The organism is Roseibium album (assembly GCF_001404515.1).
In the GTDB taxonomy this organism is placed as follows: Bacteria; Pseudomonadota; Alphaproteobacteria; order Rhizobiales; family Stappiaceae; genus Roseibium; species Roseibium album.
The window spans coordinates 410,328-423,164 of the sequence record NZ_CXWE01000004.1; the positions used below are offsets into that span (position 1 = coordinate 410,328).

The 12,837-nt window shown below is 57.3% G+C and carries 12 protein-coding genes; 5 read left to right on the plus strand and 7 right to left on the minus strand.

Features of this window, described 5'->3' with window-relative positions; all coding sequences use genetic code 11:
• Nucleotides 1-213 precede the first annotated feature (213 nt).
• Both LA5095_RS15235 and LA5095_RS15240 read left to right on the plus strand, forming a co-directional pair.
• Nucleotides 214-942: a response regulator gene (locus LA5095_RS15235; RefSeq protein WP_055116325.1), complete on the plus strand. Its 729-nt coding sequence runs from the start codon at nucleotides 214-216 to the stop codon at nucleotides 940-942.
• The gene (locus LA5095_RS15240; protein WP_055116327.1) at nucleotides 939-2,384 is read left to right on the plus strand and encodes an ATP-binding protein; all 1,446 of its coding nucleotides are present in this window, start codon (nucleotides 939-941) and stop codon (nucleotides 2,382-2,384) included. The genes LA5095_RS15235 and LA5095_RS15240 overlap by 4 nt, the downstream gene beginning before the upstream one ends.
• 6 nt (nucleotides 2,385-2,390) lie before the next feature.
• On the opposite strand, the gene LA5095_RS15245 is transcribed toward LA5095_RS15240, so the two are convergent.
• Nucleotides 2,391-3,581, minus strand: coding sequence for an alpha/beta hydrolase (locus tag LA5095_RS15245; protein ID WP_158510382.1), 1,191 nt, complete (start codon nucleotides 3,579-3,581; stop codon nucleotides 2,391-2,393).
• A gap of 168 nt (nucleotides 3,582-3,749) precedes the next feature.
• Here LA5095_RS15245 and LA5095_RS15250 point away from each other — a divergent pair, with 168 nt between their 5' ends.
• Nucleotides 3,750-3,986 (plus strand): hypothetical protein, encoded by a 237-nt coding sequence (locus LA5095_RS15250; protein WP_144436004.1) that lies wholly within the window; start codon nucleotides 3,750-3,752, stop codon nucleotides 3,984-3,986.
• Between the two features lie 11 nt (nucleotides 3,987-3,997).
• Here the strand turns inward: LA5095_RS15250 and LA5095_RS15255 are convergent, their stop codons facing one another.
• From LA5095_RS15255 to LA5095_RS15270, 4 genes are read right to left on the minus strand one after another with little or no spacing between them, the layout of a single operon-like run.
• Complete coding sequence (locus LA5095_RS15255; RefSeq protein WP_082442421.1) at nucleotides 3,998-4,405, minus strand: (R)-mandelonitrile lyase; 408 nt, start codon at nucleotides 4,403-4,405, stop codon at nucleotides 3,998-4,000.
• 15 nt (nucleotides 4,406-4,420) lie between these two features.
• Nucleotides 4,421-5,332 carry a DMT family transporter gene (locus LA5095_RS15260; protein WP_055116334.1) on the minus strand — a complete coding sequence of 304 codons (912 nt, stop codon included), beginning with the start codon at nucleotides 5,330-5,332 and terminating at the stop codon, nucleotides 4,421-4,423.
• Between the two features lie 11 nt (nucleotides 5,333-5,343).
• A complete protein-coding gene (locus tag LA5095_RS15265) occupies nucleotides 5,344-5,688 on the minus strand; it encodes an antibiotic biosynthesis monooxygenase family protein (protein WP_029064523.1) in 345 nt (114 codons plus the stop codon).
• Nucleotides 5,685-6,017 (minus strand): NIPSNAP family protein, encoded by a 333-nt coding sequence (locus tag LA5095_RS15270; protein WP_055116930.1) that lies wholly within the window; start codon nucleotides 6,015-6,017, stop codon nucleotides 5,685-5,687. Before LA5095_RS15270 ends, LA5095_RS15265 begins: the two co-directional genes overlap by 4 nt.
• Nucleotides 6,018-6,096: 79 nt before the next feature.
• Here LA5095_RS15270 and LA5095_RS15275 point away from each other — a divergent pair, with 79 nt between their 5' ends.
• Nucleotides 6,097-6,792, plus strand: coding sequence for an ArsR/SmtB family transcription factor (locus tag LA5095_RS15275; RefSeq protein WP_055116336.1), 696 nt, complete (start codon nucleotides 6,097-6,099; stop codon nucleotides 6,790-6,792).
• A 75-nt stretch (nucleotides 6,793-6,867) separates the two neighbouring features.
• On the plus strand, nucleotides 6,868-7,434 hold the full coding sequence (locus LA5095_RS15280; RefSeq protein WP_055116337.1) for an MAPEG family protein: 567 nt from the start codon (nucleotides 6,868-6,870) through the stop codon (nucleotides 7,432-7,434).
• Nucleotides 7,435-7,905: 471 nt separating this feature from the next.
• Here LA5095_RS15280 and metH read toward each other — a convergent pair whose 3' ends face one another.
• Nucleotides 7,906-11,634 (minus strand): methionine synthase, encoded by a 3,729-nt coding sequence (gene metH / locus LA5095_RS15285; protein WP_055404280.1) that lies wholly within the window; start codon nucleotides 11,632-11,634, stop codon nucleotides 7,906-7,908.
• Nucleotides 11,635-11,925: 291 nt separating this feature from the next.
• Nucleotides 11,926-12,837 (minus strand): methylenetetrahydrofolate reductase [NAD(P)H], encoded by a 912-nt coding sequence (metF, locus tag LA5095_RS15290; protein ID WP_029064520.1) that lies wholly within the window; start codon nucleotides 12,835-12,837, stop codon nucleotides 11,926-11,928.

Consider the following 12,837-nt stretch of genomic DNA (forward strand, 5'->3'; position numbering starts at 1 on the left):
TGGCAATTGTCGCAGGAATACCCGTCGAATGGGCCATAAGTGTCGCGATCTGTCCCGCTGGGCGCGGGCGACACACTTTGTTACAAGTTCAATTCGAAACATCGACCGCCTGTTATTATTTTCGCCTTAGAAACAAGAGCATTGCTGCCGTACCGGTTCCGATTGCGGAATTCAGCAAGACAGCATAATGAGTCCGGAAAACGGGAGAAACATGTGAGCGACCCGAGCCCGCACATTCTGGTGGTGGACGATCACCGCGATATTCGAGAAACCCTCGCGCGCTATCTAATCAAGAACGGCCTGCGCGCAACGGCAGCTGAAAACGCCGCGCATGCGCGCAAGGCCCTGAAAGCGGCGTCGATCGATCTTGTCGTGCTCGATATCATGATGCCGGGCGAAGACGGGTTGTCGCTCTGCCGTCATCTCGTGGAAACGGGATCAATGCCGGTCATCCTTCTGACTGCCATGGCAGACGACACCGACAGGGTGATCGGCCTCGAGATCGGCGCCGACGACTACGTGACGAAACCGTTCAACCCGCGGGAACTGCTGGCCAGAATTCGAGCCGTGCTGCGCAGAACCGCACTCGTTCCCAAGGAACGCGATCCCATCGAACAGGAACGGCTTCAATTCGACGACTGGTCACTCAACGTGTCGCGCCGCGAACTGACGGACCCGGATGGTAACGCCATTGCCCTTTCGAGCGGGGAATACCAGTTGCTGTGCGCCTTCCTGAAACGTCCGAAAATGGTTCTGAACCGGGATCAGCTTCTCGACCTGACCACGGGAAGAACGCCCGCCGTCTTTGACAGGTCCATCGACAACCAGGTCTCGCGCCTGCGCCGCAAGATCGAGGTCGATCCCAAGGACCCCAAGATGATCAAGACCGTGTGGGGCGGCGGTTACATGTTTACTGCCGATGTGAAAGACCGAATTGAATGACGGCTGTTGATCATATGCGCAGGATCTTCGGGTATTTGTGGCCAAGGTCACTTGCATCCCAGCTGATCGTTCTGCTGTTGGCCGCCATTTTCTTCGCCCAGGCCTTGAGCATCTGGATCTTTCACGACGAACGCCGCATCGCTCTCGTTGCGGCCGCGCGCGATAACCTGCTCGCACGCGCGGTATCCATTGCCGAGTTGCTCGAAGATACGCCACTGCCGCTTCAGAGCCGTATCCTGGAGGCCAGCAGCAGCCGTTTCGCCGTCTTCTGGCTCGGAGAAACACCGCTTGCCCGCGACCCCGGACAATCCAGGTTCGAACAACGTCTTCAGGGGATCCTGTCAAAGCGGCTGCAGCACGACCAGACTGTTCACGTCAACATACATGCAGACGAAAAACGCGGCCCCAAGGTTCGGCGCACCAAGGACAACGATGGCGATGGCTCCTACAGCTGGCGCTATGTTCCGAAGAACGAACGCCCACCTAACCTGCGCAAGATAATGAACAAGCCGGAGGACTTGTCGCTGTCCATCCGGATGACCGACGGACGCTGGCTGAATGTTGCGACAAGCTACCGCCCACCGCCGGGTGCCTACATTCCGCTGCTCGTCCAACTCGGGCTCACCGCGGTCCTGACCGTTCTTATCATCGGATTTGCCGTGCGAAGGGTCACGCGCCCATTGAAAACCCTGTCTGTGTCCGCGGAGAAGTTCGGCCGCGGCGAAGAACAGGAACCGCTGCAATTGAGCGGACCAAGGGAAGTTCAGGCGCTGACGTCTTCCTTCAACAACATGCAGGACCGCCTCACCCGGTTCGTGAAGGATCGCACGCGCATGCTCGCGGCGATCAGCCACGACCTGCGCACGCCGATCACGTCGCTCAGGATCAGGGCGGAATTCATCGACGATGAAGAAAACCGCGAAAAGATGATCGAAACGCTCGACGAGATGGCGACCATGACCGAGGCAACGCTCCGTTTCGCCAGGGATGAAGCACATGCGGAAGGGGCTGAAGAAACCGATCTGGGCGCAATGCTGGAAGGTCTTGCAGGTGACCAGAAGGATCTCGGACACGACTGCGGTTTGAACCTTGAAAAGGATGTCACATTCACCTGCCGTCCGATCGCACTCAAGCGCGCCTTGCGCAACCTGATTGAAAACGGCATCCGCTATGGCGGCGGTGTCTCGATTTTTGCGGCAACAACGAACGGAGAGGTCATCATTCGTGTGTCGGACAAGGGGCCCGGCATACCGGAAGACCGGCTCAAGGATGTCTTTGAACCTTTTGTCAGACTGGAAGAATCGCGCAACGAGGAAACCGGCGGCATCGGACTTGGCCTCGCCATAGCGCGTTCCATTATCCATGCCCACGGTGGAACGATTACGCTGAAGAACGGAACCGCATCCGGCCTGACCGCCGAAGTAAGATTGCCGACACGGTAATCGTGGCTACCTGCCTGGCTCCCTCGACAGAAACTCCAACTGCGCGTCGACGATTTGCCGCCACGCCGGATCCGAAGGCAGATAGACGTGGTTGTTGCTCTCGACCTGGAGAAACTCGGCGCCTGGAATCTCCGACGCCAGCCATCGTCCTTGTGTAACGGGATGAACTGCGTCGCCATTTGCGTGAATGATCAGAGTTGGCACCCTCACCTGCGGTAAACAGGCGGAAACGTCGAACTGATCGAATGCCGCCCTGATTGTTGCAGCGTTCTCCGCCGAGGTCGAGGCGAGCTGAATCTCGACCATGTTGTCCATTTCCTCTTTCGAGGCCCCCGGGCAGAAGACGGACGTGAAGGCCACCATGAAGGGGCTGTCCGGTTTCCCCCAGCCTGACCGGATCAGCGCCATCAGCGCATTGGCCTCGTCGTTTGCATATTGATGATCACGCCGTGCACGGCCCTGTGCGAAACCGCCATAAAGAACAAGGCGGCTGACCCGCTCGGGATAGGCCGCCGCGAAAACGATAGAAATGGGCACGCCTTGCGATGAAGCAACCAGCGGAAAGGTTTCCAGCCCCGCCGCGTCTACAACCGCCTTGAGATCGGCGACGTAGTCCTCGATCCTTGTGCCCTTGAGCTCTGCCTCGGAAAGCCCTGTCCCTCGCTGGTCGTAACGGATGAGGCTGTAGCGGGAACTGAGTTCCTTCAGGTAAGGGCCCCACACCGGGCTCGACCAGTCCTTTTCCAGGTGTGTGAGAAAATGTCCGGCCCTCACCACGGGACTGCCGTCACCCGATCGTGCGTAGGCGATCGAGGTTCCGTCCTCCGACCGGACGAAATGAATGGTTTGCGTGCGTTTCGCCGTCCCGGCGGGCGACGTCTCGTTGCAATCAGTCTCTACCGGGGCGACCAGTTCAAGTCCCCGGCGCTGCACGGTCCGGATAACAGCCTGGGATTTGCCGTTGTCTCCGACAGCGGTCCTGGCGGCATTGATCCGGGCACTGATCGTTGCCTCCGACACGATCCTCCCGTCCCAGACACGCTCGATGATCTTGTCTTTCGAAACGAGTTTGCCGGCATTTTCAACAAGCAGAGAAAGAAGCTCGAACACCTGCGGCTCAACCGGAACAGCTGTTCCAAACCGTTGAAGTTGATAGCTTTCCGTGTCCAGGACGCAATCTGCAAATTCGTAGCGCACGCGACCCCCAACGGCAATGTTCAACAGGATCAGCGTACTTGAAGAGCACATTCAACGCAATTTGGCAGGTGGAAAATCAAGGAAAACACAAGCTGTTCTAAAGGTTCCCTTCAAGCGGGAACCGTCATGGGCGCCCATTCTGCTTGCATCAGTTCAAGGGGAAAGATCATGACCGGACGCTCAACTGACTACCGCACGCTGAACGATGGATCGATTGACCTTGCGTTTTATGACAAACGGGCAAGAGCCATTCGAAGCAACGATGCTTACAACATACTTGGGTTGCTTTTCAGCATCCTTCGGTCCTCATGTTCCTCTCTGTTTTCGAAATCAGGAAACACATTCAGGAATGCGAAACGGACCGCGCAGGGCACGGAAGACCCAGTTTCACTTGCCGTTTCCTGATTTCCCGACTTTCAGGTCTTTGCATAGGTCGCCTCGTCGACCGCTTCGAGCCAGTCGGCAACGGCCCCATCGCTTTCCTCCTGGATCGCGAGATGTACCAGGGAGGTCTGCGGACCGGCACCGTGCCAGTGTTTCATTCCGGGTGGAATCCAGACAACGTCACCAGGCAGGATCGGCAGCTTGTCCTGCCCCCAAAGCTGCACGAAACCGGCGCCATCAAGCACATGAAGGGTTTGTCCCAGCGGATGCGTATGCCAGTGGGTCCGGGCAGCCGGTTCGAAAAACACTCTCAAGGCCCTCACCCGTGCGGGCGCGGGGGCTTCGATCACCGGTTCCTGCCAGACAATTCCGGTGAAATAATCCGGGTTGGCGCGTTTGCTCGGCCTGGAACCGGCCTTGTAAACGGTCAGAAAGCTCATAAGATCCCTCGCCAGTTACTTGACAGCAGTCGTCGATTTCACCGCGCTGCTGCTCTTTGGCCAGTTGATCAGAATGACCCCCAGAATGGCAAGGCAAATTCCGGCGAAGGTTTCCATATCCAGTCTTTCGGACAAAAACATCACGCCCAGGAAAACCCCGACACCTGCGCGCAGGTACGCCTGGCTTGCAGTGCCCATGGCTCCAAGTGTCGAGAGCAAACGGAAATAGATCAGGAAAGCCAGCGCCGTGCAGGCCAGGCCGAGAACGATCGTAGAAGTCCATCCGACAGCATTCGGTGACAGGGTCCAGGGTTCCTCGGTCAGAAGGCTCAGGGGCACAAGCACCAATGAGGAGCAGACAAGGGTGCCGGTCGCAGGCACGATCGGTGGCAAACCCTTGAAAAGTTGCCCTCGAAGAGCCGCCATGCCGTAAAGCGCGGCGCTGAAAAAGACGGCGAGTTGCGGAACGAGGTTCTGGCCGAGACTGTCCAGTGCCCCTACACCGATGATCAGCACAACTCCGGTGAAGCCGAGCAGCGCGCCGGTCAATTGACGGCCTCCCGGAAACTGGCCACGTCGCAACACAAGATAGGATAGTGCAAAGACCCAAAGCGGTGATGTGGAATTGAGGACGCTTGAAACCGCCGTTCCGGCATATTGCTGTCCCCAGGCCAGAAGCAGCCACGGACCGGTGCTGTTTAAAAGCGACTGGGTGAAGAAGAGCCACCAGCTTCGCCGGTCCATCGGCAGACCCATGCCCTGAAACGTCATGATCAGCAGGAGCACGGCCGAAGCCAGCACCACGCGTATGGCCATCAGGGTTGCAGGCGGAAACGTCTCAAGTGCAAGACCGATCCACATGTAGGACGAGCCCCACAACAGGGCGAGACACCCCAGCAGCGCGTATTCGAAAGACCGGTTCTGCATGATCCGAAGCGTCAGCCGTGCACTGCAAGGCTGTCAGAAGGCGCAGCTTCGCGGTCATCCATGCCGTAGTCCCGAAGAACATGCGCGACACGCAACCTGTAGTCCTTGAAATAGCTGGTTCGGCCGATTTGCTGCGCTTTTCTGTGTGCGGTCAGCCTGCGCCATTCATTCAGGGCTTCTTCGTCGCGGAAAAACGAGACGGAGAGCAGTTTTTCAGGGTCGCTCAGGCTCTGGAAACGTTCAACGGAGACAAAGCCATCGATCTCTTCAAGAAGCGGGCGTATCTCTGCCGCCGTATCAAGATAGTTCTGCTTTTTGTCCGCATGCGGAATGACTTCGAAAATCACTGCAATCAATTTCCACTCTCCCCTTCGCCATGCGGCGCGGAGGCCAGTGTCAGAAACGTGCGGTCCTCCCGCAAGATGAATTTTTCTCTCATGGCGAATTCATAGTTCATTTGTCCGAGAGGATCGGCGGCAAGTCGCGCGCGATAGGCTTCATAGGCGGCCAGATTTTCAATGGAATAAACGCCATAGGCACGTGTGGTTGATCCCTCGTGTGGCGCAAAGTAGCCGATCAGGTCTGCCCCACAGCGAGGAATCGCCTGACCCCAGTTACGGGCATATTCCTCAAAGGCAGCCCTTTTTGTGGGGTCGATGTGATAGCGGATAAAACATGTGATCATCATCCGGTCCTTTTCAGTTGGTCCTGAAGACGGGTTATGTCATGGTCTGCGGCGAGAATGCTTCGATGGGGATCGAACCATGAAAGACGGACCAGACATTGCTCGCATCGGCGCCCTGATCGGAGATCCGGCCCGCGCCAACATCTTGAGTGCCCTCATGAGCGGCAAGGCACTGACGGCAACGGAATTGGCGGCCGAGGCCGGCATCACCGGCCAGACGGCCAGTTCGCATCTGAAAAAACTGCAGGAAGGCGGGTTGCTGGTTCAGGCCAAGCAGGGCCGTCACCGCTATTTCACGCTTTCAGGTCCCGATGTCGGCACGACACTCGAAGCCCTCATGGGACTTGCTGCCCGCAAGGGGCATTTGCGCACGCGCACCGGGCCTCGCGATCCGGCCATGCGAACGTCCCGCGTCTGTTATGATCACCTAGCTGGCGACATGGCGGTCAGGATCTTCGACAGTTTGCAGTCACGCGATTTTTTGAAAATCACACAGGACAAGGGAGGTTTGGGTCTTACAGCCAGCGGCGAAGATTTTGTCACCGGCTTCGGTGTCGATCTCGCAGGTCTCAGGTTGTCGCGCCGCCCGATCTGCCGGGCCTGTCTTGACTGGAGCGAACGGCGTAACCACCTAGCAGGAGCACTCGGAGCGGCACTCCTGGTCCGGTTCCAGGAAGAAGGCTGGCTTCGGCGCGAAAAAGACAGCCGTGTGGTCCACATTTCTTCACATGGCCACGAAAACCTAAACAGGCTTTTTCCTTCAAGCCTCGACTAGAATTCATCCGGCTCCACGAACTACGCGGGACTGGTTTCAGTCAATTCTGTAACTCACTTGGGATTAAATTCTAACGTGCCTCACCAGGTCGACAACAAGAAACGGGTTGCCCTCATCATCAAGGCCTATCCGGTTGCGCTCATTTTGATCAGCCTCGCGCTGAATCTGGCGGTCTTCGGGATCGCCACCACGTCGATTGCCTTACCTTCGCACGAAATCCTCGTGTCACTTGTGATTGCAGGACTGATGCTTGTCTTGAACCACACCTGGTTGATGACAAGCACCGAGTTGACGAGGCTTAAGTACAACATTCGCGCAACGCCTGAAGAATGGAAAACCAGCAGTTTCACCAGGAAAGATGTCACACAAGATGGGTTCGCCGAATTGGAACGGCATCACAATGCCCACAGAAATGCAACGGAGAACACAACGTTGTTTGCCCTGTTGGCTTTCGTATTTTCGCTGGTGTCTCCATCTGCCATGGCGGCAGGCTTCTGGCTGATCGGATTTGCGCTTGGACGGCTTGGCCACACATTCAGCTTTTTGACCGGCAGGAGCGGTGCGCGCGGATTGTTCATGAGCCTCAGCCTGCTTTCCCTATATGGGATGGCAGGGTACCTGGCGATCAGTTTGCTGATTTAGGGAGTTTACGCAGAAAGGGGTGTCGTTGGTCTGGTTTGAAACCGGGAGCGACAAATCATCGGAAAATTTCTCCGCTTGGTCAGGAACCTTATACAGAGCAACCAGATTTCGGGAGACGCCAAACGTCTCCCGAAACCTTGGGATTGCTTCCCGCCAGGATCGAAGCAGCCTAGCTGGCAACTCTGCGAAGCGGCCACGGCTAGCGGTCTGGCGGTGCTGAACCAGAAGAATTCTGGTCGTGTGCACAGTCTTTTTCTGTCATTTGTGGTCCGCGAATCGAAATCCCCGTCCACCTGATGAGTCTCATTCTAGCGCACTGCGTGCACTTTACAAGAACGCACCTTGTCTTTGATCGAGGAAACACCTGTTTGAACTCCCAGACCGTTCTGTTTGCTCACAAAAACAAGGAAGCCTCCCGTGGTCTTTCCACGGGAGGCTTCTCATCGACACGGAAAATCAAGGCGGGCAGGACTACTCTGCGGCTTCCATGCGCGCCGGATCGTAGTTCAGTATCGGTGCCAACCAACGTTCTGCCAGGCCGAGATCCCACCCCTTTCGTGCAGCATAATCTTCGACCTGGTCTCTCTCGATCTTGCCCACTCCAAAATAGTGGCTGTCCGCGTGGGCAAGATAAAGTCCGGAAACCGACGACCCTGGAAGCATTGCACGGCTTTCCGTCAGCTGGATTCCGGTGAGCTTTTCCGCATCGAGAAGACGGAACAGGGTATCCTTTTCGGTGTGGTCCGGCTGGGCCGGATAGCCAGCTGCCGGACGAATGCCCTGATAATTCTCGGCAATGATTTCCTCGGCCGAAAGAGTTTCATCTGTGGCGTAACCCCACACGTCCTTGCGAACGATCTGGTGCAGTTTTTCCGCAAAGGCTTCCGCGAGCCGGTCCGCGAGCGCCTGGGACAGGATCTTGTTGTAGTCGTCGCTTTCGCGGGCATACCGGGCCGCGAGCTCGTCTTCGCCGTGACCTGCCGTTACCGCGAACCCACCGAGCCAGTCATCAACACCGCTCTCCTGAGGCGCCACGAAATCGCTGAGTGCAACATTGGCCCGCCCGCCCGCATTGCGGGACATTTGCTGCCGCAAAGTATGGAACGTGGCCAGTTCTGCAGACCTGCTTTCATCGGTAAAGAGGCGTATGTCGTCCCCGACCGCGTTGGCCGGCCAGATACTGGCAACACCGCGTGCCGTCAAAAGCTTCTTTTCAACGATCTCATCCAGCATCCGGCGGGCATCGTCGTAAAGCGCCTTGGCTGCCGGTCCATATCGGTTGTCCGTGAGGACGCCCGGATACCGCCCCTTGATCTCCCAGGTCGCAAAGAACGGCGTCCAGTCAATCACCGGCACGAGCTCTTCCAGCGGAAAGTCGTCAAACACGGTACGTCCTGGCTTTCTGGGCGCAATCGGTGGCTTGCCTTCAAAGTCGCACTTGAACGCATTTTTCCGGGCCGTCACGATAGAAGCGCGCTTCTGCGTCCCCCGACTGGCGGCATGTTTTTCGGCAACGTCGGCATACTCCGTGCGTACATCGGCAAAATAAGGTTCGCGCGCGCCTTCGCTCATCAGTTTGGTCGCAACGCCGACGGCCCGCCCGGCATCGGTTACGTAGATCGCCTGTCCGCGCGCGTAGTTCGGGTGAATCTTCACGGCGGTGTGGATTTTCGATGTCGTCGCACCGCCAATCAACAGCGGCAGTTCCATGTTTTCACGCTCCAGCTCGGCCGCGACATGGCACATTTCGTCGAGCGAAGGAGTGATCAGCCCGCTCAAGCCGATCATGTCCACCTTTTCCTCTTTCGCCGTTTCCAGGATTTTGGCTGCCGGTACCATCACGCCGAGATCGATGACCTCGAAATTGTTGCACTGGAGCACGACGCCGACGATGTTCTTGCCGATGTCATGCACATCACCCTTCACGGTCGCCATCAGGATCTTGCCTGCAGACGAATGTCCGGTCAGACCAAGTTCCGCCTTCTCCTTTTCCATGAAAGGCATCAGATACGCGACGGCCTTTTTCATCACGCGCGCGGACTTCACCACCTGTGGCAGGAACATCTGGCCGGAGCCGAACAGGTCGCCGACCACGTTCATTCCATCCATTAGCGGACCTTCGATCACATGCAATGGACGATCGAATGCCTGGCGAGCTTCCTCCGTATCCTCGACAACGTAGTCATCAATGCCATGAACAAGAGCGTGCTCCAGGCGCTTGGCAACACCCCAGGTGCGCCAAGTGAGATCGGCTTCCCTTTTCTTGCCGCCTTCGCCTTTCCAGCGTTCGGCCGCATCAAGCATCCTGTCCGTCGCATCGTCACGGCGGTTCAGCACGACGTCTTCGCAATGGTCGCGAAGATCGGCACTGAGGTCATTGTAGACTGCAAGCTGGCCTGCGTTGACGATTGCCATATCCATGCCACGCTGAATGGCGTGGTACAGGAATACGGAGTGCATTGCTTCACGCACCGCCTCATTGCCCCGGAATGAGAACGACAGGTTCGATACACCGCCCGAAACATGGGCATGGGGCAGATTTTCGCGTATCCAGCCGGTCGCCTCGATGAAATCGACACCGTAGTTGTTGTGTTCCTCGATCCCTGTTGCAACGGCGAAAATATTGGGATCGAAGATAATGTCTTCCGGTGGGAACCCGACGACGCCGGTCAAAAGTTCATAAGAACGGGCACAGATTTCGGTCTTTCTTTCGAAGGTATCCGCCTGCCCCTTCTCGTCAAAAGCCATGACGACAACGGCGGCGCCATACCGGCGGATCAAACGGGCCTGTTCGATGAACGCATCTTCGCCCTCTTTCATGGAGATCGAATTGACGACACCCTTGCCCTGGATGCATTTCAGCCCTGCCTCGATGACGCTCCACTTGGAACTGTCGATCATGACCGGCACCCGGGCAATATCCGGCTCGGCGGCAACAAGGTTGAGAAACGTGACCATGGCATCTTCTGAATCCAGAAGCCCCTCATCCATGTTCACATCGATGATCTGGGCGCCATTTTCGACCTGTTGCCGGGCCACATCGAGTGCCGTCGCGTAATCGCCTTCCTTGATGAGGCGCCGGAAACGGGCCGAACCCGTAACGTTGGTCCGTTCACCGATATTGACGAAGTTGGTTTCCTTGGTCAGCACAAACGGTTCGAGGCCGGACAAGCGCATATGCCGTGCGACTTCCGGAATCGGACGCGGTGTCTTGTCGGCAACGGCATCGGCAATTGCCCTGACATGGGCCGGTGTCGTGCCGCAACACCCGCCAACAACGTTGACGAGGCCGGCTGACGCAAATTCCTCAAGCAACCCGGCCATATGTTCGGGACTCTCGTCATACTCGCCGAATTCGTTCGGCAATCCCGCATTTGGGTAAGCGCAGACAAGCGTATCGGCAACCCGGCCGAGCTCGTCGACATGGGCGCGCATTTCCTTCGCTCCAAGAGCGCAGTTGAGACCGACGGTGAACGGCTCCGCATGGCGGACCGAGTTCCAGAAGGCTTCCGGCGTTTGCCCGGAGAGCGTGCGGCCGGACAGATCGGTTATCGTGCCTGAGATCATCACCGGCAGGATCCTGCCGATTTCCTCAAAAACCTCGTCGATGGCAAACAGGGCGGCTTTAGCGTTGAGCGTGTCGAAAATGGTCTCGACCAGAAGAATATCCGCGCCTCCGGCGATCAGGCCACGCGCTGCCTCCGCATAGGAAATCCTGAGATCGTCGAAGGAAACAGCCCGATATCCGGGATCATTGACATCCGGCGAGATCGATGCCGTCCGATTGGTCGGCCCCAGCGCTCCAGCAACAAAACGGGGACGCGCAGGGTCCTTCTTCATGACGATATCGCAGGCTTCGCGCGCAAGTCTGGCGCTCTCCAGGTTAAGTTCGTAGGCAAGTTCCTCCATACCGTAATCGGCCTGGGCAATCGTCGTGGAGGAGAACGTGTTGGTTTCGATGATGTCCGCCCCAGCCTCCAGATAGTCGACATGGATCTTCCGGATCGCATCGGGCTGGGTCAGGCTCAAAAGGTCGTTATTGCCTTTGACGTCACTCGGCCAGTCGGCAAAGCGTTGGCCGCGATAACCGGCCTCGTCCAGTTTCAGGTCCTGGATTTCGGTTCCCATTGCACCGTCAAGCACGAGGATACGGGTCTTGGCGAGGTCGCGAAGTCGCACTAGGGCGTCGGACTTGATCACGGGTATTTCCTTCCGGACAGTCGAGTTAATTTTGGATCGGCACTCAACGTGAAAGTGCCTCTTGAATTGCCGGGCGAGCTGTCCCTTCCTGTTTCAGGCACAGCTTTTCTTGCAGTATTCGCTTTGACCGAGTGCCCTACGCGGGGCCCCTTCCCCACAAGCAGAAGGGAGATTTTCACGGCCTTGGCCAGTTGCCCCCAGTTCCCGTGCAACGCCTGTCTGTCAGAGTTGCCGTGTTCGGAAGCCGAGCCCCTTGTTGTCGAGGGTCAGGTTGAGGGTCTTTCTGGATCGTCAGGCTGCCATGTTCTCCGGTGCCTGCTGTCCCATGCCGAGCATGTGGCAGATCGCGTAGGTCAGATCAGCCCTGTTCATGGTGTAGAAATGGAAGTCGTTGATACCTCGGTCGACCAGATCCATGACCTGTTCACAGGCAATCGCCACGCCAACGAGTTTCCGTGTTTCCGGGTCGTTGTGAAGGCCGGCAAACCTGCGGGCGAGCCATGACGGAATGCTGGTTCCGCATTTGGCCGAGAACACCATGGTCTGCTCGAAATTGTGGATCGGCAGAATGCCGGGAATCACCGGGACGTTGATCCCGGCCGCTGCGATCCGATCCAGATAATCATCGAACATGTCATTGTCGAAGAAATACTGGGTAATGATCCGGTCCGCACCCGCATCAACCTTGCGTTTCAAGTTGTCTATTTCACTCTGCCAGCTGCCGCTTTCAGGGTGTTTTTCAGGATATCCGGAAACGGAAATATCGAAATCGGCAATTTTCTTGATCCCGGCCACAAGATCGGAAGCATAGGCATAGCCATCCTCCCGGGGCACATAGCGACTGCCGATGCCTTCCAGCGGATCCCCGCGCAGTGCAACCAGATTGCGCACACCCAGTTTCCAGTAGTCCTCGATGATGGCATCGACTTCTTCGCGAGACGCGCCGACGCAGGTGAGATGGGCAGCAGGGCTGAGGTCAGTTTCCCCCAGGATGCGCTCGACTGTCTTGTGGGTCCGCTCCCGCGTCGAACCACCTGCGCCGTAGGTTACGGAAACAAAGGACGGGCTGAGCGGTTCCAGACGCTTGACCGTGCCCCAGAGCGTTTCAGCCATCTTGTCGGACTTCGGAGGAAAGAACTCAAAGGACGCCGTAATTGGCGATAGAGCGGCCTGGTGTGAGCGGCGGTTGGAAAATTCAGACAT

Bases quoted from the DNA above. Each gene is read 5' to 3' on its own strand.
- LA5095_RS15240 (WP_055116327.1), top strand. From the start codon at position 939: ATGACGGCTGTTGATCATATGCGCAGGATCTTCGGGTATTTGTGGCCA.
- LA5095_RS15260 (WP_055116334.1), bottom strand. From the start codon at position 5,332: ATGCAGAACCGGTCTTTCGAATACGCGCTGCTGGGGTGTCTCGCCCTG.
- metF (WP_029064520.1), bottom strand. From the start codon at position 12,837: ATGTCTGAATTTTCCAACCGCCGCTCACACCAGGCCGCTCTATCGCCA.
- LA5095_RS15255 (WP_082442421.1), bottom strand. From the start codon at position 4,405: ATGAGCTTTCTGACCGTTTACAAGGCCGGTTCCAGGCCGAGCAAACGC.
- LA5095_RS15250 (WP_144436004.1), top strand. From the start codon at position 3,750: ATGACCGGACGCTCAACTGACTACCGCACGCTGAACGATGGATCGATT.
- LA5095_RS15275 (WP_055116336.1), top strand. From the start codon at position 6,097: ATGAAAGACGGACCAGACATTGCTCGCATCGGCGCCCTGATCGGAGAT.
- LA5095_RS15270 (WP_055116930.1), bottom strand. From the start codon at position 6,017: ATGATCACATGTTTTATCCGCTATCACATCGACCCCACAAAAAGGGCT.